General features: G+C 37.2%; 9 protein-coding genes, 2 tRNA genes and 3 rRNA genes. 7 read left to right on the top strand and 7 right to left on the bottom strand.

Annotation, left to right across the window (positions count from 1 at the left end; genetic code table 11):
* Positions 1–40 precede the first annotated feature (40 nt).
* The 6 genes from rrf to AST99_RS10935 all read right to left on the bottom strand — a co-directional run bounded on the left by rrf (position 41) and on the right by AST99_RS10935 (position 7,092).
* Positions 41–147: ribosomal RNA gene (rrf, locus tag AST99_RS10960) — 5S ribosomal RNA — on the bottom strand.
* A 218-nt stretch (positions 148–365) separates the two neighbouring features.
* Positions 366–3,189: ribosomal RNA gene (locus AST99_RS10955) — 23S ribosomal RNA — on the bottom strand.
* Between the two features lie 210 nt (positions 3,190–3,399).
* Positions 3,400–3,473 (bottom strand) — tRNA-Ala (locus AST99_RS10950).
* An 83-nt stretch (positions 3,474–3,556) separates the two neighbouring features.
* Positions 3,557–3,630, bottom strand: a tRNA-Ile gene (locus AST99_RS10945).
* Between the two features lie 90 nt (positions 3,631–3,720).
* Positions 3,721–5,240: ribosomal RNA gene (locus AST99_RS10940) — 16S ribosomal RNA — on the bottom strand.
* Together the 16S, 23S and 5S rRNA genes with 2 tRNA genes alongside form the textbook arrangement of a ribosomal RNA operon.
* 961 nt (positions 5,241–6,201) lie before the next feature.
* Positions 6,202–7,092, bottom strand: a complete 891-nt coding sequence (locus AST99_RS10935) for a hypothetical protein (protein WP_057781878.1) — start codon at positions 7,090–7,092, stop codon at positions 6,202–6,204.
* A gap of 478 nt (positions 7,093–7,570) precedes the next feature.
* On the opposite strand from AST99_RS10935, the gene thrS reads away from it, so the two are divergent.
* The 4 genes from thrS to rplT all read left to right on the top strand — a co-directional run bounded on the left by thrS (position 7,571) and on the right by rplT (position 10,790).
* Entirely contained in the window at positions 7,571–9,505 is a 1,935-nt protein-coding gene (gene thrS / locus AST99_RS10930; RefSeq protein WP_057781877.1) for a threonine--tRNA ligase, read from the top strand.
* Between the two features lie 32 nt (positions 9,506–9,537).
* Complete coding sequence (gene infC, locus AST99_RS10925) at positions 9,538–10,086, top strand: translation initiation factor IF-3 (protein ID WP_083495666.1); 549 nt, start codon at positions 9,538–9,540, stop codon at positions 10,084–10,086.
* A 57-nt stretch (positions 10,087–10,143) separates the two neighbouring features.
* Positions 10,144–10,341, top strand: coding sequence for a 50S ribosomal protein L35 (gene rpmI / locus AST99_RS10920; RefSeq protein ID WP_057781875.1), 198 nt, complete (start codon positions 10,144–10,146; stop codon positions 10,339–10,341).
* 104 nt (positions 10,342–10,445) lie between these two features.
* Positions 10,446–10,790 (top strand): 50S ribosomal protein L20, encoded by a 345-nt coding sequence (gene rplT, locus AST99_RS10915; protein WP_057781874.1) that lies wholly within the window; start codon positions 10,446–10,448, stop codon positions 10,788–10,790.
* 926 nt (positions 10,791–11,716) lie between these two features.
* Here rplT and dnaK read toward each other — a convergent pair.
* A complete protein-coding gene (dnaK, locus tag AST99_RS10910; RefSeq protein WP_057781873.1) occupies positions 11,717–13,621 on the bottom strand; it encodes a molecular chaperone DnaK in 1,905 nt (634 codons plus the stop codon).
* 233 nt (positions 13,622–13,854) lie between these two features.
* Between dnaK and AST99_RS10905 the strand changes: the two genes are divergently transcribed.
* The 3 genes from AST99_RS10905 to AST99_RS10895 form a co-directional block, all read left to right on the top strand.
* Positions 13,855–17,421 (top strand): choice-of-anchor I family protein, encoded by a 3,567-nt coding sequence (locus AST99_RS10905; protein WP_057781872.1) that lies wholly within the window; start codon positions 13,855–13,857, stop codon positions 17,419–17,421.
* Between the two features lie 156 nt (positions 17,422–17,577).
* Complete coding sequence (locus tag AST99_RS10900) at positions 17,578–18,621, top strand: efflux RND transporter periplasmic adaptor subunit (RefSeq protein ID WP_057781871.1); 1,044 nt, start codon at positions 17,578–17,580, stop codon at positions 18,619–18,621.
* Positions 18,622–18,627: 6 nt separating this feature from the next.
* Positions 18,628–20,385, top strand: a 1,758-nt coding sequence (locus AST99_RS10895; RefSeq protein WP_157486366.1) for an efflux RND transporter permease subunit, incomplete at its 3' end; no start/stop codon positions are given.

Raw genomic sequence — 20,385 nt, 5'->3', positions numbered from 1 at the left:
AAAAAAATCCTCAACAAATAAATGTTGAGGATTAGTTTAAAAAAGGCGACGACCTACTCTCCCACAATGCAGTACCATCGGCGCTAATGGGCTTAACTTCTCTGTTCGGAATGGTAAGAGGTGAGCCCCATCGCAATAATCACCTTAAATTGTTGATCGTTAGATGTAATTAATAATATACAATCTAATCAACCGCGCTCTTGCGCAAATATCTTAACATATTGAAAAAGGACCTTGTTGGTCTTCTACATAAATACTTTACTTCTATAATAACTCTTTTTAACTTAATAAAAAAACAATGCGCCCCTCGGTACTTTTACAAGTACGTGTCCTCTATATTACTATAAAGTTAGAGGGGGCTTCCATACAATAAGCCTATGGGTTATTAGTACTACTCGGCTATGACATTACTGCCTTTACACCTATAGCCTATCAACGTGGTCATCTCCCACGACCCTTTAAAGAAATCTCATCTTGTGGTGGGTTTCGCGCTTATATGCTTTCAGCGCTTATCCCTTCCCAACGTAGCTACTCTGCAATGCTCCTGGCGGAACAACAGATACACCAGAGGTTGGTCCAACTCGGTCCTCTCGTACTAGAGTCAGATCCACTCAAATTTCTAACGCCCACTGTAGATAGAGACCGAACTGTCTCACGACGTTCTGAACCCAGCTCGCGTGCCACTTTAATGGGCGAACAGCCCAACCCTTGGGACCTTCTCCAGCCCCAGGATGTGACGAGCCGACATCGAGGTGCCAAACCCCCCCGTCGATATGAGCTCTTGGGGGAGATCAGCCTGTTATCCCCGGCGTACCTTTTATCCTTTGAGCGATGGCCCTTCCATACGGAACCACCGGATCACTATGCTCTACTTTCGTACCTGATCGACTTGTAGGTCTCTCAGTCAAGCTCCCTTATGCCATTGCACTCTACGCACGGTTACCAAGCGTGCTGAGGGAACCTTTAGAAGCCTCCGTTACTCTTTTGGAGGCGACCACCCCAGTCAAACTACCCACCAAGCACTGTCCCTTCTGATGAAGGTTAGACTCTAGATAAGCAAAGGGTGGTATTTCAACAATGACTCCACAACACCTAGCGATGCCGCTTCAAAGTCTCCCACCTATCCTACACATTACTTATCCAAAACCAATACTAAGCTATAGTAAAGGTGCACGGGGTCTTTTCGTCCCACAGCGGGTAATCGGCATCTTCACCGATACTACAATTTCACCGAGCTCATGGTTGAGACAGTGTCCAGATCGTTGCACCATTCGTGCAGGTCGGAACTTACCCGACAAGGAATTTCGCTACCTTAGGACCGTTATAGTTACGGCCGCCGTTTACTGGGGCTTCATTTTAGACCTTCGAGGTAAACCTCTAAGCCCACCACTTAACCTTCCAGCACCGGGCAGGTGTCAGGCCATATACGTCATCTTTCAATTTAGCATAGCCCTGTGTTTTTGATAAACAGTCGCCTGGACCTTTTCACTGCGGCCCCACCGAAGTGGGGCGACCCTTCTCCCGAAGTTACGGGTCTATTTTGCCTAGTTCCTTAACCATGAATCTCTCGAGCTCCTTAGAATTCTCATCCCAACTACCTGTGTCGGTTTAGGGTACGGGCTGCTTCATTCGCTTTTCTTGGAAGTCGCTACTCTGGATTATCACCTTGACCGTAGTCTCAGTGTACTATCGCGGTATTACTACTCGCTTCAACGAACTATTCCGTCAGTTCGCACCAAATTTACGCCTCCGTCACTTTTAGTATGAGCAGGTACAGGAATATTAACCTGTTGTCCATCCACTACCCCTTTCGGGTTCGCGTTAGGTCCCGACTAACCCTCAGCTGATTAGCATAGCTGAGGAAACCTTAGTCTTTCGGAGTGCGGGTTTCTCGCCCGCATTATCGTTACTTATGCCTACATTTTCTTTTCTATACGTTCCAGCATACCTCACAGTACACCTTCTACACATATAGAATGCTCCCCTACCACTTTTTCAAGTCCATAGCTTCGGTAATATGTTTATGCCCGATTATTATCCATGCCGAACCGCTCGACTAGTGAGCTGTTACGCACTCTTTAAATGAATGGCTGCTTCCAAGCCAACATCCTAGCTGTCAAAGCAGTTCAACCGCGTTTTTTCAACTTAACATATATTTGGGGACCTTAGCTGATGGTCTGGGTTCTTTCCCTCTCGGACATGGACCTTAGCACCCATGCCCTCACTGCTGATTAACATTTTATAGCATTCGGAGTTTGTCAGGAATTGGTAGGCGGTGAAGCCCCCGCATCCAATCAGTAGCTCTACCTCTATAAAACTATAAATCAACGCTGCACCTAAATGCATTTCGGGGAGTACGAGCTATTTCCGAGTTTGATTGGCCTTTCACCCCTACCCACAGGTCATCCGAAGACTTTTCAACGTCAACCGGTTCGGTCCTCCACTGTATGTTACTACAGCTTCAACCTGCCCATGGGTAGATCACACGGTTTCGCGTCTACCACTACTAACTAAAGCGCCCTATTCAGACTCGCTTTCGCTACGGATCCGTGACTTAATCACTTAACCTTGCTAGCAACGGTAACTCGTAGGCTCATTATGCAAAAGGCACGCCGTCACCCCAAAGGGCTCCGACCGCTTGTAAGCGTATGGTTTCAGGATCTATTTCACTCCCTTATTCAGGGTTCTTTTCACCTTTCCCTCACGGTACTAGTTCACTATCGGTCTCTCAGGAGTATTTAGCCTTAACGGATGGTCCCGCCAAATTCACACAGGGTTTCACGTGCCCCGCACTACTCAGGATACCACTATCGCGCCAATCTTTACCTATACGGGACTATCACCCTCTTTGGTCAGTCTTTCCAAACTGTTCTAATTCATCATGGTCTGAATATCGTGGTCCTACAACCCCAGCAATGCCGTAACATTACTGGTTTGGGCTAATCCAATTTCGCTCGCCGCTACTATCGGAATCACTTTTGTTTTCTTCTCCTCCGGGTACTTAGATGTTTCAGTTCTCCGGGTTTACCTCCTTGCGGATACTATATCTTCAATATAGTGGGTTGCCCCATTCGGATATCTGCGGATCAATTTGTATGTGCCAATCCCCGCAGCTTTTCGCAGCTTATCACGTCCTTCATCGCCTCTGAGAGCCTAGGCATTCCCCATACGCCCTTATTTAGCTTATTGTACTTTTTGCTTTTTTAATGAGTTTGTTATTAGTTAAAAGCTCGTAAACTTTAACTAACAACGAATTATTATTATTTAAAATATATCTTATATAGTATGTGCAATACTATATAATCAAATACTTTAATGTATTTTTATGTATCTTTTTCAATATGTCAATGAACGTGTGGCTGTTGCTCCTAATAAATTAGTTACAATCTTTAGCCGTTGTGGAGAATATCGGAGTCGAACCGATGACCTCCTGCGTGCAAGGCAGGCGCTCTAGCCAGCTGAGCTAATCCCCCATTATTAAATCCTAACTTGTAGAATCCTTAATGTGAATTTAGAATTCTCAGTTCTAGAATTTCCTTTTCTTAATTATATTTAGTAGTCTCAGGCAGACTCGAACTGCCGACCTCTACATTATCAGTGTAGCGCTCTAACCAGCTGAGCTATGAGACTCTAACTATAATAAGTATTTTTAAATTAACAGCTAAGAATAAACAATCTCTTTTCCTTGTTTACTATTATTCCAATAGTCGTCTTTCTCAGAAAGGAGGTGTTCCAGCCGCACCTTCCGGTACGGCTACCTTGTTACGACTTAGCCCTAGTTATCGACTTTACCCTAGGCCGCTCCTTGCGGTGACGGACTTCAGGCACTTCCAACTTCCATGGCTTGACGGGCGGTGTGTACAAGGCCCGGGAACGTATTCACCGCATCATGGCTGATATGCGATTACTAGCGATTCCAGCTTCACGGAGTCGAGTTGCAGACTCCGATCCGAACTGTGATAGGGTTTATAGATTCGCTCCACCTCGCGGTGTGGCTGCTCTCTGTCCCTACCATTGTAGCACGTGTGTAGCCCAGGACGTAAGGGCCGTGATGATTTGACGTCATCCCCACCTTCCTCACAGTTTGCACTGGCAGTCTTGTTAGAGTTCCCGACTTGACTCGCTGGCAACTAACAACAGGGGTTGCGCTCGTTATAGGACTTAACCTGACACCTCACGGCACGAGCTGACGACAACCATGCAGCACCTTGTAAATTGTCCGAAGAAAAAACTATCTCTAGTCCTGTCAATCTACATTTAAGCCCTGGTAAGGTTCCTCGCGTATCATCGAATTAAACCACATGCTCCACCGCTTGTGCGGGCCCCCGTCAATTCCTTTGAGTTTCATTCTTGCGAACGTACTCCCCAGGTGGGTTACTTATCACTTTCGCTTAGCCACTCAGACCGAAGTCCGAACAGCTAGTAACCATCGTTTACGGCGTGGACTACCAGGGTATCTAATCCTGTTCGCTACCCACGCTTTCGTCCATCAGTGTCAGTTGATTATTAGTAATCTGCCTTCGCAATTGGTATTCTATGTAATATCTATGCATTTCACCGCTACACTACATATTCTAACTACTTCATAATAACTCAAGATAACCAGTATCAAAGGCAATTTTACAGTTGAGCTGCAAGATTTCACCTCTGACTTAATCATCCACCTACGGACCCTTTAAACCCAATGATTCCGGATAACGCTTGGATCCTCCGTATTACCGCGGCTGCTGGCACGGAGTTAGCCGATCCTTATTCTTACAGTACCGTCAAGCTGCTACACGTAGCAGTGTTTCTTCCTGTATAAAAGCAGTTTACAACCCATAGGGCAGTCTTCCTGCACGCGGCATGGCTGGATCAGGCTCTCGCCCATTGTCCAATATTCCTCACTGCTGCCTCCCGTAGGAGTCTGGTCCGTGTCTCAGTACCAGTGTGGGGGATCTCCCTCTCAGGACCCCTATCTATCGCGGTCTTGGTAAGCCGTTACCTTACCAACTAACTAATAGAACGCATGCTCATCTTTTACCGATAAATCTTTAATATAAAAATGATGCCATTTCTATATACTATGAGGCATTAATCCAAATTTCTCTGGGCTATTCCCCTGTAAAAGGTAGATTGCATACGCGTTACGCACCCGTGCGCCGGTCGTCATCTGTGCAAGCACAATGTTACCCCTCGACTTGCATGTGTTAGGCCTGCCGCTAGCGTTCATCCTGAGCCAGGATCAAACTCTTCATCGTTAAATTTTTAAGTCTTTCGACTATTACTTTTAACAACTAATGGAATTAAATTTTGGTACTCAAAATGGTTTATTCTTTTTTGTTGATAATAACCGTTTCCAGTTATTATCTACGCTGTCAATTCAATATGTTAATGAACTTATTTCTCTTTTGTTTCTCAACTCGTTTCCTCGTTAAGCGGGTGCAAATATAAAACCCTTTTTTTAATCTCACAATGTTTTTTTGAAGTTTTTTTTAAGACCGTTTTTGCAAACTTTCTTAAACTCAATAAAACAAATTGTAAAGAACTTTTCTTTCTAAAAACGTTGCCGTTTTTAGCGGCTGCAAACTTACAACCTTTTTTGTTAATAACAAGCCTTTTTTTATCTTTTTTTGAAACTAATCTAAATCCGATAAATATAACGCTGTTAATGAACTTCTTGCCTTACTAAACTACCGTAGTTGCGTCGCTAAGCGGGTGCAAATATACCACCTTTTATTCTTAGCAAACTAATTTATTCTAAGCTTTTTTTGAAATAATTTGTAAATACATTGTTACTAACTTGTTACGTCTACATTTTCTTTTGGGAGTATTCTTAAGAAAAGAGTTTACACAGAATACAAGTCTGTTTTATATATAAAAGAGCATCAATTACACCAAACAACTTACAGCAATAACACAGATACCTTCTATTATATAGTATACATGTCATCATACACTTAAAACGCTTCAATACTAATTGCCCTTTATTAAAACTACTTGTTGTATGACACCCAACATCTACTATATGTATAATGTAAAACTGACTGTACTTAAGTCAATAACTTAACCTCAATCTAATTATGCTATGTAAGATAAAGTTTGAATATGACTCACAATTGTCTTAGTCTCAACAGTTCCTAGACAATATCCATTAGCTCATTCATCAATAACTATATACATTTTAAGAACTACTATAAATTACATTATATATATGACACATTAAAATAGAGCAATATCTAATTGCAGTACTGTTTTCTCTGCTTCCGGATTCCACATAGCAGTTACTGCTATAGGCACCTTATAACTTACAATACTTAAATTTTTAGTAAACGTTGCCCCTACATTAATAACATTCCCCACACCTTCTGTATAAAATGTTTTATCTGTAAAAAACGACCAGGCTCCACCTACAAATAGTGACAGGTTAGAATCGTGATTCTTCCAAACCACACTACTCACCTCTAAATACTGAGTCCAAGAATCTTTTAAAGAGCCATCTGCTTGCTCTTCATAATCTCCAGATCCGCCTCCTACTATAGTCGCCAAATACAATAATGTGCCTGGAGTGACATTATAGCCAAAATTAACATCTACAAAATTATACCCCTGAGTTTTGTCGTAACTCCAATAATGCAGAACATCTCCTCGCTCCTCTACTCCAGTATAATTATTGTGTGAAACTGCTTCTATAAAAAACTTATCAGAAACACGATACTTGGTATAGATGGAAAACTCTTTATAATACGCTCCTACTGTTTCTTCAGTTGTTTCATTATACACATCTGTGGTTGAAAAACTAGCACCTCCCCAAAACCCGAATGTAAATTTTTCATTACGGGAGTTGTATTCTAAATCTGTAGCGAATACAGCTCCGGGATGCACGACAGATCCATGCCATATGTGCATATTTTTAAGATGTCCGCCAATACTAAACGGTTTATATTCTTCCGTACTCAGTTCTTCTTGAGCTGTAACAAGATTAAAACTAAATACGGTAAACAATATTAAGAGCCCGTTACATAATAGTTGCCTTTTACGAATGCCAACTAATTTTTCGTGTTTTAATTTAAAAACGGCTTGTCTGTTTGTTTGATTTCTTTTTGCTTTCATGGTTTATTTGAAAATAGTTAATTTGTCAACAAACGTCATTTAAACGTTTATTGTTTCAAATATATTTCAAACAAATCAAAAAACTAAATTTAATATCATAAAATAGTCACTTAAAGTAAAATAGATTAAATAAAATAGCCCCAATAAGTTCAGAAAAACACCTAAATAGTGTAAATAATACGTTTATAAAATATACTCTAACGCACGCTTTATTCATCTTTTTTCAACTTTTTCTATAGTCGTAGCTTTTCTAAATTAAAAACACAGCTTGTTATATACTCTTAATAGGGTATTATACGCAATTAAATCAACAATTAATTACATAAAAAATAGCACAAGACACCTTAAAACGACCGTTATACATAGTATTCCCAATCAAATAAAAAACATTATTAAAACCACTGTCTAATTTTACACTTATATATTGTATCTCTACCTATATACTCTTATCTTTGTAAATTCAATTTTAAGATACAATATGATACAGATTACATTACCAGATGGAACTATTAAAGCGTTTGAGCAAAACGTTACTCCAATGGATGTCGCTAAAAGCATTAGCGAAGGGTTAGCTAGAAATGTTATTTCAGCAAGTTATAATGGTACAACTATTGAAACTGTTACCCCTTTAACCACCGATGGATCTTTAGTACTGTATACCTGGAACAATGATGAAGGTAAAAAAGCATTCTGGCATTCTTCTGCTCATGTATTAGCACAAGCTATAGAAGAATTATATCCTGGTGCAAAACTGACTATTGGACCTGCAATTGATAATGGATTTTATTATGATGTAGATTTTGGAGATCAAACCATATCTGATAAAGATTTTAAAACCATTGAAACAAAAATGTTAGAGATTGCTCGTGGTAAACATACGTTTAACATGAGATCTATATCTAAGGCAGAAGCATTAGAAACCTATAAAGATAATGAGTATAAAACAGAACTAATTGAAAACCTAGAAGATGGTACAATTACATTCTGCGACCATTCAACCTTTACAGATTTATGTCGTGGTGGACATATTCCTAACACAGGAATTATTAAAGCTGCAAAAGTATTATCTGTTGCCGGTGCTTACTGGAGAGGAGATGAAAACAAACCTCAGTTAACACGTGTTTACGGAATTACATTCCCAAAACAAAAGGAGTTAACAGAATATCTTCATTTATTAGAAGAAGCTAAAAAACGTGACCATAGAAAACTTGGTAAAGAATTAGAGTTATTTACATTCTCTGCTAAAGTTGGACAAGGTTTACCGTTATGGTTACCAAAAGGAGCCGAATTAAGAGAGCGTCTAGAGAACTTTTTAAAGAAAGCGCAAAAGAAAGCTGGATACGAAATGGTAGTTACACCACATATCGGTCAAAAAGAATTGTATGTAACTTCTGGACACTATGCTAAGTATGGCGAAGATAGTTTTCAGCCTATAACAACACCTAAAGAAGGTGAAGAGTTTTTATTAAAACCTATGAACTGTCCGCATCACTGCGAGATTTATAACAGTATGCAATGGTCTTACAAAGACTTACCAAAACGTTTTGCAGAATTTGGAACTGTTTATCGTTACGAGCAAAGTGGAGAACTTCATGGTTTAACCCGTGTAAGAGGATTTACTCAAGATGATGCACATATTTTCTGTACACCGGATCAATTAGATGATGAATTTAAAAAAGTAATAGACTTAGTACTTTATGTGTTTGGGTCTTTAGGTTTCGAAAACTTTACAGCACAAGTTTCATTAAGAGATCCTGAGAATCCTGAAAAATATATTGGTAGTGATGAAAATTGGGAAAAAGCTGAAAAAGCAATCCTCAATGCGACTATTGAAAAAGGTTTAGATTACGTTGTAGAAACCGGCGAAGCTGCGTTCTACGGCCCTAAGCTAGACTTTATGGTAAAAGATGCCTTAGGCAGACAATGGCAATTAGGAACCATTCAGGTAGATTACAACTTACCTGAGCGTTTTGAATTAACATATAAAGGGAGTGACAACGAAACGCACAGACCAGTAATGATTCACCGTGCTCCTTTTGGAAGTATGGAGCGTTTTATCGCAATATTACTAGAGCATACAGGAGGTAATTTCCCGCTTTGGTTAATGCCAGATCAAGCAATAATATTATCTATCAGCGAGAAATATGAAAAATACGCTGAAAAAGTTTTAAATTTGCTAGAAAATCACGAAATTCGCGCCCTCGTAGATAATAGAAATGAGACGATTGGGAAAAAAATCCGTGAAGCGGAAATGAAAAAGATCCCATACATGATCATTATCGGTGAGAACGAGGAACAAGAAAACAAAATATCTGTACGTCAGCACGGTGGAGAAGATTTAGGAAGTATTTCTATTGAAGATTTCGCCAAAATTGTTGAAACAGAAACAAATAAAACATTAAAACAATTTTAATTAAGTTTAACTAAAATTTTATAGCCATAGCAATACGTAGAAAAAAACAAGCCCCGAGAAGGGTTGAAAAAGAAGATCAGCATAGAATCAATTCTAAGATTAGAGTTGAAGAAGTCAGATTAGTAGGTGACAATGTAGAAGTTGGAGTATATCCAATAAGGAAGGCTTTAGCCATTGCCGAAGAGCAAGAACTAGACCTTGTTGAAATTTCGCCTAAAGCGGTGCCGCCTGTTTGTAAGGTTATGGATTATAAGAAGTTTCTTTACGAACAAAAGAAACGTGATAAAGCTTTAAAATCCAAGGCGACTAAAGTTATAGTTAAAGAAATTCGTTTTGGTCCTCAAACCGATGACCATGATTATGAATTTAAAAAGAAGCACGCAGAAAAGTTCTTAAAAGAAGGTGCTAAGCTAAAAGCTTTTGTATTCTTTAAAGGACGTTCTATTGTATTTAAAGAACAAGGTCAGATTTTATTGTTGCGTTTAGCACAAGATCTTGAAGAATACGGTAAAGTAGAACAAATGCCTAGATTGGAAGGTAAGCGTATGACTATGTTTATTGCACCAAAGAAATCAAAGTAAATCCTGATATACAGGTTTAAAATAGTAAGCGAAATAATTTAAAACTAGGAGAACAAGATGCCTAAAATGAAAACAAAATCTAGTGCCAAAAAACGTTTCAAGTTAACAGGTACTGGTAAGATTAAAAGAAAGCACGCTTTTAAGAGTCACATCTTAACAAAGAAGTCTAAAAAGCGTAAGCTTAAATTAACTCATGATGGTTTAGTATCTAAAGCAGATGAGAACAATATTAAAACTTTATTACGTTTAAAGTAATATTTGTTTTAATTGGTTAAAACAATTTAATAACCCTGGAGTTAGGCCAAATTATAAAAAGAGTCAATTACAATTGACCGCCTACTACAAAACACATTTAAGAAATGCCAAGATCAGTAAACTCAGTAGCAAAAAGAGCCAGAAGAAAAAAGGTTCTTAAGCAAGCAAAAGGTTACTTCGGACGTCGTAAAAACGTTTGGACAGTAGCAAAAAACGCGGTTGATAAAGCAATGCTTTATTCATACAGAGACCGTAGAAATAAAAAGAGAACATTCCGTGCACTATGGATCACGCGTATTAACGCAGGAGCTAGACAATACGGATTATCTTATTCTCAATTCATGGGTAAATTAAAAGCTAATCAAATCGAATTAAACCGTAAGGTTTTAGCTGATTTAGCGATGAACAACCCTGAAGCTTTCAAAGCAATAGTAGATAAAGTAAAATAAGGCGTTAGCCTAATTGTATAACATTTCGCTTATAAACTAAACCGATTCTGAAAAGAGTCGGTTTTTTTTATGCCTTCTATTGAAATAGTTCTTCACACTTTATATAATAAATAAGCGTAAACAAATAGAAGGCGCTCGCCTACTCCTCCTGGCTTCTGATTGTTGTGTATTTATATGGTTAATGCACTATGACAGAATTCTTCATGTATATGTTCTCGACTCCGCTCGAACACCCTATAATAATATAGGGTTTTCAAGATTTCACGTAAAACATAAAAGCGAAAATTAAAAATTAAAAACATAAACAGCAGCTGAATGGTATTCGAGCGGAGTAGTGAATCACATATGTTAATCTAAAAATCAACACATGCTTTACTATTTTCAAATATGAATGTACATGGCTCAGCATAAAATCATAAATGTTCTGCTTGGTTTTTTTGTTCTCGACTCCGCTCGAACATCCTATAATAACATGAGGTTTTTGGAATTTCACTTATAGTATAAATAATGGACGTAAAAAATTTATCATTAAAAACGTAAACAGCAGTAGAATGGTATTCGAGCGGAATAGTGAATCACATATGTTAATCTAAAAATCAACACATCCTTTTCCATTTTCAAATATAAATGTACATGGCTCAGCATAAAATGAGAAGTGTTCTGGTTGGTTTTTTTGTTCTCGACTCCGCTCGAACACCCTATAATAATATAGGGTTCTAAAAATTTCACATATAATATAAATGAAGGACATAAAAGATTAAACGTTAAAAATAAAAAGCAGTAGAAAGGTATTCGAGCGGAGTAGAGAATCAAGCTATGCTAATCTACAAATCAATACACAAATAAGTTTTATTCGATATCTCCTTAAACAAAAAAGCAACCCATAAGGGTTGCTTTAATACTATCTATATAAAATGTGTTTTAGATTACTTAACTTCTTCGAAGTCTACATCTTCAACATCACTACCTTCATTAGCTTGTCCATTGCTTGCGTCAGGTCCTGGAGCTTCTCCTCCTTGTTGTCCTTCTGCTTGCGCTTTGTACATTTCTTCACTAGCTACTTTCCAAGCTTCGTTAATTTTTTCTAAAGCTGGATCGATTACTGCGATATCTTTAGATTCGTAAGCTGTTTTAAGTTCTGCTAAAGCATCTTCAATTGGTTGCTTTTTATCTGCTGATAATTTATCACCAAATTCAGAAAGTTGACTTTCAGTTTGGAAAATCATAGCATCTGCAGCATTTAATTTATCTGCTGTTTCTTTTGCTAATTTATCAGATTCAGCATTTGCTTCAGCATCTGCTTTCATTTTTTGGATTTCTTCTTCTGTTAATCCTGAAGATGCTTCAATACGAATATCTTGAGTTTTACCAGTAGCTTTATCTCCTGCAGTTACATGGATAATACCATTTGCATCAATATCAAAAGTAACTTCAATTTGTGGAGTTCCTCTTTTTGCTGGTGGAATACCATCTAAGTGAAAACGTCCAATGGTTTTGTTATCTCCTGCCATAGCACGTTCACCTTGTAATACGTGAATCTCTACTGATGGTTGGTTATCTGCTGCTGTAGAGAATACTTGTGATTTCTTTGTAGGAATTGTTGTATTCGCTTCTATAAGCTTAGTCATTACGTTACCCATAGTTTCAATACCTAAAGATAAAGGCGTAACATCTAATAATAATACGTCTTTTACATCTCCAGTTAATACACCACCTTGGATACCTGCTCCTAAAGATACAACCTCATCTGGATTAACACCTTTACTTGGCGCTTTTCCGAAGAATTTCTCTACTGCAGATTGTACTGCTGGTATACGTGTAGAACCACCTACTAAAATAACCTCATCGATATCACCAATAGATAATCCTGCTGCTTTTAAAGCTGTTTTACAAGGTTCAATTGTACGTTTAACTAAATCGTCGATTAATTGTTCGAATTTAGATCTAGATAATGTACGAACTAAATGCTTAGGTCCGCTAGCAGTAGCTGTTACGTATGGTAAATTAATTTCTGTTTGTGCAGAAGATGATAATTCAATCTTCGCTTTTTCAGCAGCTTCTTTTAAACGTTGTAAAGCCATTGGGTCTTTACGTAAGTCTATATCTTCGTCTGCTTTAAACTCGTCTGCTAACCAGTTAATAATTTTTTGATCTACATCATCTCCTCCTAAGTGCGTATCACCATCAGTAGATAAAACTTCAAACACACCGTCTCCTAATTCAAGGATAGATACATCATGTGTTCCTCCACCAAAGTCAAATACTACTATTTTTTGGTCTGTACCTTTTTTGTCCATTCCATAAGCTAAAGCCGCTGCAGTTGGTTCGTTAATAATTCTACGAACTTTTAAACCTGCAATCTCTCCTGCTTCTTTAGTCGCTTGACGCTGACTATCGTTAAAGTAAGCTGGTACAGTAATAACTGCTTCAGAAACTGTAGTTCCTAAATAGTCTTCAGCTGTTTTCTTCATTTTTTGAAGAATCATTGCCGATAATTCTTGTGGTGTATATAAACGACCATCAATATCTACTCTTGGCGTATCGTTATCCCCTTTTACTACTTTATAAGGAACACGTTCTGCTTCATTTGAAGATTCAGAATATTTATTACCCATAAAACGTTTAATAGAAGAAACTGTTTTTGTTGGGTTAGTTACTGCTTGTCTTTTTGCTGGGTCACCAACTTTAATCTCACCGCCTTCTACAAAAGCAATTACAGATGGAGTTGTACGTTTACCTTCTGCGTTAGGAATTACTACAGGCTCGTTACCTTCCATTACAGATACACAAGAGTTTGTAGTTCCTAAATCGATTCCAATAATTTTACTCATAATTACTATATATTTTAATGTTGTTGAATTTATTCATATTTCCCTTTGCTTATTTCAATCATTATGCCAACTCTTTTTATACTGACAAGCTGTCAGCATAACATTTTGTCGTGTTCTATGTCTTGACAACATACACTTAACATTGCTAACCTTAGTTTTAAGGTTTCATAATCTTTAAGTTATAGTTTCGGTACATACCACCTTTACTTTTGTGTGAACTAAAAAATTTACAGATGAAAAAATTTTTACTCTTAGCAGCTCTATCTATTGGAGGCTACTTACATGCACAAATTAATACAGGCGACATGGCATTTATTGGCATGAATGCAGATGGCGATGATGATTTTGCCTTGGTTACTTTTGTTGATATTCCTACAAACACTACCATTCATTTCGCTGACAAAGAATGGACCGGAACAGAATTTAATTCTGGGGAAGCTGCATACTCTTGGTTAAGCGGAGACATGCTTATTTCTGCGGGCTCCATAATTACCTTTAATACGATTAGTGAGATTCCTGCTGTAAACTACGGAACTATAGATGGTGAACCTGGAGGTTTATCTTCTGGAAGTGAAGCTATTTTTGCATACCTAGGAACCGATGTAGAAACACCTACAACATTTATTGCTGCCGTAGCAAATGCTGCTGGAGCTTTTGGTGAGTTAACAAACACAGGATTAACGCCTGGACTAACTGCTATTACCTATAGTCCAGATGGTGTAGATATCGCCGTATATAATGGTCCAAAATCAGGATTAGATAGTAACGGTTATTTAATTGCTTTAAACGACATGTCTAATTATGACGTTCAGGATACCGACGAAGATGACCATAATGATGGTATTGCTCCCGAATCTATTTTTAACACGACTGCGTTTGTAGTATCTACCGAAGATATTACTGCGCCTTCAGTTGTAAACATTGTTGGTATTAATAATGTAACGACAAACGTTATCTTCTCTGAAACAATAACAAAAGTAACGGCTGAAACGGTATCAAATTATAATTTCATGCCTGCCCTTAACATCTCTAACATTAGTTATGATGAAGCTTCAAACACAGTAACATTAACGCACGATGCTTTTAACGATGGTCTTGCATACACGCTAACTATAGCAAATGCTGAAGATTTAAACGGAAACGTTCAAAGTTCAGATTACACAAGCGACTCTTTATTTTACAACACAATAACAGAGGGTTTAATAATTACTGAAATTATGTATAATGCACCTTCAGATGATTCTGATGCATTAGAATTTTTAGAAATTTACAATACTACCGATGAAGCAATTCAATTAGGAGGTATTCAAGTAAAAGATGAAAGTAACTTTATCTTTACATTCCCTGAAATGAGTGTGGCTTCGAAAATGACAGTATTATTAGCAACAGACAAAGCTACTGCCGATGCATTTTATGGCGTAAGCTTCTTAGATATGCCACAAGGCATTTCTAATGCATTAGGAAACGGAGGCGAAGTTTTAGAAATTTTAAATACTCAAGGTGAAACCATTTTCACCATGGAATATAGCGACGACGAACCATGGCCAACAACTGCCGATGGTGACGGACCGTCTTTAGAACTTTTAAATCCGAATGGAGATTTTAATGAAGGAACAAACTGGGTTGCTGCTACGAATGAAATAGGAGAATCTCTAGGTTCTAAAGTATACGCGACTCCTGGAACGTTTAGTGCCATTACAAATGTAACACCTCAGCTTTCTTTTACAACATCTATTTATAACCTGTCTGAAGATGCATCTGAAGTTAAAATTGAATTAGAATTATCTACACCTTCAACTGAAGTTGTCACTTTTAATGTTGACTTAGTTAGCGAATTAATTACAGCATCTCCTGGAACAGATTTCACTTTCGATAGTCAAGTAGTTAGCATTCCTGCCAATACAACTACATTCGAATTAACAATTCCGCTTACAGACGATGCGACGGTTGAAACAGATGAGCTTTTCATCCTAAAAATTTCTAATCCTACAAATGCTACGTTAGGCGCTTACGAAACTACGGGTGTTTATATTATAGACAACGATCAGGTTTTCGATGTGCCAAACGATCCTTTAAATATTACGTTTAAAACTAGTTATTTAGTAGATGCGGCAGGTTCTGCAGAAATTAGTGCTTACGATGCTGAAACCAAACGTTTATTTGTTTTAAACTCGATTGGAAAAACTATTGAGATTTTAGATTTTTCTAACCCAGAGAATCTATCAACCATTAAAACAATCGATCTATCTACCTACGGAACAGAAGGACCTACAAGTGTTGCTGTGTATAACGGCTTAGTTACAGCTTCCGTGTCTAACGGACCAGAAGACGATGGTGTTGTTTTATTTATGGATACAAATGGTGACAATATTTCTATGGTAACTGTTGGTAATTTACCTGACAATGTAAGTTTTACTCCAGACGGAACAAAAATCCTTACCGCTAACGAAGGTCAGCCAAATAGCGATTACAGTATCGATCCAGAAGGAACCATTTCAATAATTACGGCTACAGCTGGTTTAGGAAACATTACTCAAGCCGATGTGACAACCATAAACTTTAATGCTTTTGATGCACAATTAACCGAATTAACAGCTAGTGGTGTTAGAATTACTGGTCCAAACGCTACAGTATCTCAAGATTTAGAGCCAGAATATATTACGTATTCAGATAATTCTACAAAAGCATGGGTAAGCTTACAAGAAAACAATGCATTAGCGGTTATTGATTTAGAATCTAATACCATTACGGACATCCTGCCTTTAGGATTAAAAGATTTCAGTTTAACAGAAAATACTTTTGATGCTTCTGATGAAACGGACTTTATCTTTATGGCAAATTGGCCAGTAAAAGGAATGTACATGCCAGATGCTATTGCCTATTACGAATTAAACGGAATTGGTTATGTGGTTACAGCTAACGAAGGTGACGCCAGAGAATATGATGCTTTTGAAGAGGAAGCTAAAGTCGGAGATAGCGATTATGTTTTAGACCCAATTGCTTTTCCTAATGCCGACTTACTAAAATTAGAAGAAAATCTTGGGCGATTAGCCATTGCAAATTCTACTGGTGATAATGATAACGATGGTGATTTCGATGAGATCCATATGTATGGTTCACGTTCATTTAGTATTAGAAACGCTACAACTGGTGCTTTAGTTTACGACAGTGCAGACGATTTTGAACGCATCACGGCAGCAGATCCTACGTATGGTGAATTATTCAATGTAAGTAATAGTAATAACAACTTTAAAAACAGAAGTGATAATAAAGGTCCTGAACCAGAAGGTGTCACAGTTTCTAAAATTGGAGATAAGTTTTACGCCTTTATTACTTTAGAACGTGTTGGTGGATTTATGACATACGATATTACAGACCCAACAAATCCGACATTCATTAAATATATGAATAATCGTACTTTAGGAGATGATGAAGGTGGAGATTTAGCGCCCGAAGGTATTATTTACATCGCGCCAGAAGACAATACTTTGGGAACTGGTTTAGTTGTGATTGCTAACGAAGTGAGTTCTACAATTAGTGTATATAGCTTAGATAACATTACTTTAAGTGTTAGTGATATTGAAAAAGAATCTGAAGTTTTTAAATTCTATCCTAACCCTGTAACATCTGCAAACACCATTTATTTCAACAAACAAGTAAATGTAACGTTATACGATTTACAAGGGCGATTAGTAATTTCTAAAGAAAACATCAATACTCTTAACATTCCTGATGTTGCAACTGGTACATATATCTTAAAAACCGATAATGGCGATGTCAAAAAAGTTATAATAAAGTAAGTTTTTTACTTCAACTTTATATAAATCACAAAAAACCTCTTCATAATGAAGGGGTTTTTTAATTCTTACACTTTTACATATTCTCTAAACGAAGTCTTTATGCTATTTGTATAGAAAATCGTACTTTTAAGTATCTTATATAATGCCACAATTAATATGCGATTAAACCCATACAATTCAGTATTATCAATCTGTATCTTCACAGTACTCCTATTAGTCACTAGCTGTAAATCTAAACAAGAAGATCTTCCAAAAGAAATCGCTACTACTGTAGAAGTTTTAAAAGTTGAACAAAACTCTATTTTAAATACCATTTCATTAAGTGGTAATGTAGAAGCAAACACAACCATAAGGCTTGGCTTTATGGTCGCAGGAAAATTAAATTACATTGCCATAAACGAAGGTGAATCTATAAAAAAGGGTACTCTACTAGCAAGTTTAGACGATTCAGATTATCAGATAGGACTTAAAGCGGCCAACGGAAAACTTTTAGAAGTTCAAGACAAATACAATCGCTTAAAAATTATGCATGATCGCAACAGTTTAAGCGATGCCGATTTTGTTCAAGTGAAAGCAGGTTTAGAACAAGCAGAAGCAAATCAGGAAATGAATGCCAAAAACATTTATCACACTAAAATTTATGCTCCTATTTCTGGAGTGCTTTTAAAGAAAGGAGCTTCTGTAGGAGAAGTTGTAGATCAGGGCATGCCTATTTTTGGTTTAGGAGATATCGATAAAGTTAAAATTAACGCCGCAGTTCCTGGTGATGAAATTAATCTGATAAAACTAAATCAAGATGCCACGGTAAACATTTATGCATTGGATACAATTTTTAAAGGAAAAGTTATAGAAGTGGGTTTAGCTGCAGAAGCCAAAACGAGAACCTACAATGCCAAAATAGAAATTGACAATCCAGATCATAAAATTCTTCCTGGTATGATTGCTCAAATAGACATACAGTCTAATAAAGAAGAACAGAAACTTTTAATTCCAGGACATGCTATTCTAAAAGACAGCGATAATAAATCGTATGTTTTTGTTGTAGATGAAGTCTCTAAGAAAGTATTTAAACGCGATATTTCTATTGGTAAGTTACATCAAAATAATATCGAAATTACATCTGGGCTTAATCCTGGCGAAACCATTGTTATCTCGGGAGTGCAGAACTTAAATAACGGAAGTCTAGTAAACTATAATTAAGTTTCAATGAATTTAATCCAATCATCTTTAAAATATAAACAAGTTACGATTGCCATTCTGGTTATCATATTTGTTGTTGGTATTTTTTCTTTATTAACAATGCCAAGAAGAGAAGATCCTAAAATAACTGTAAGACAAGGTTTAGTGCTTGCCTATTTTCCAGGAGCGAACTCTACACAAATCGAAGATCAAGTAACTAAAACTATTGAAAAAACATTGTTTCAGTTTTCTGAAGTTAGAAAGCGTAAAACATTTTCTACCTCTAGAGACGGACTAATGGTTGTTCAGGTCGAATTAGAAGAATGGGTTAAAGATCCCGATGTATTCTGGAATAAATTAACCGTTGCCCTTCAACTCACTAAAAAACTAGAATTACCTAATGGTGTTATTGGGCCGGTAATAAATTCAGATTTTGGAGACACAGAAGCTATTGTTCTAGGTATAACGGCTAAAAATGGAGGCTATTTAGAACTCGAGAATTATGCTAAAAAAATTGAAGACAAGCTCCGATCTATTAGAGCGGTGTCTAAAATTAAACGCATTGGCGAGCAAAAACAAGAAATAGTCCTTACATCTAGTTCAGAAAAGTTAGCCCAATATGGTGTTAAGTTCAACGATGTTATAAATATTTTACAATCACAAAACAACTTATATCCTTCAGGGAGTTTAGATACAGATCAGAATAATGTGCCGTTTTACACCACGAGTTACTATGCCACAGAAGATGAAATTGCAGAGCAGGTAATTGGAACTGCAGACAATGGAGATGTTATACGTGTTAGCGATGTTGCCGATATTAAACGGCAGTACGAAGACCCAACATCTTACACTGGCGTAAACAGTAAACCTGCTATTATTTTGTCCATACAAATGCAGGAAGGTAATAATATAGTAGATTTTGGAGAAACGGTTCAGCTGCAAATCGATGAAGCGCTTTCTCAATTACCTTCAGATGTAAAAATTGAAAAAATTATAGATCAACCTGCAATAGTAGATAATAATGTAGGTCATTTTATAAGAGAGTTTTTTATAGCTATAGTTGCAGTAATCATTGTTATTTTATTGCTTTTACCTTTTAGAATAGCCTTAGTCGCTGCCATGGCAATCCCTATGACAGTAGCTATGACGTTTGCCACACTTCATGCATTTGGTATAGAACTTCACCAAGTATCTTTAGCTGCACTTATCGTTGTTTTAGGAATGGTAGTAGATGATGCCATTGTGATTGCCGATAATTATGTAGAACTTTTAGATGAAGGTATACCGCCTAAAACTGCGGCTTGGAAAAGTGCCACAGAATTAACGATTCCCGTACTTACAGCAACAGTCACAATTATTGCCGCCTTTTTACCCATGATTATTTTAAGTGGTTCTGTGGGCGAATTTATTTTTGCACTTCCAATAACCGTAACAATTGCATTAGGCTCTTCATTTATAGTCGCCATGCTTTTTACACCAATACTTTGTGATAAATTCATAAAAAAAGGGCTTCATCACGGCGATGAAAAAGATAGCAATAAAAAACCTTCCATCTTAGATCGTATGCAAAACATGTACGATAGACTTTTAGACAGAAGTGTAAAAATGCCAAAACTTATTTTCTTTATCAGTATCATTGTAATTGTAGTTGGTGTTGGTATGTATTTTGTAATTCCACAAAAATTCTTTCCAGCGGCAGAGCGTAATCAATTTGTTGTAGACCTTTGGATGCCTACAGAAACTAAAGTTGAAAAAACGCACGAAGCCATTAAAAAAATTGAAGAA

This window comes from Formosa algae, assembly GCF_001439665.1.
In the GTDB taxonomy this organism is placed as follows: Bacteria; Bacteroidota; Bacteroidia; order Flavobacteriales; family Flavobacteriaceae; genus Formosa; species Formosa algae.
The sequence above is the reverse complement of the archived record's forward strand: the minus strand, read 5'-3'. Positions and strand labels throughout refer to the sequence as shown.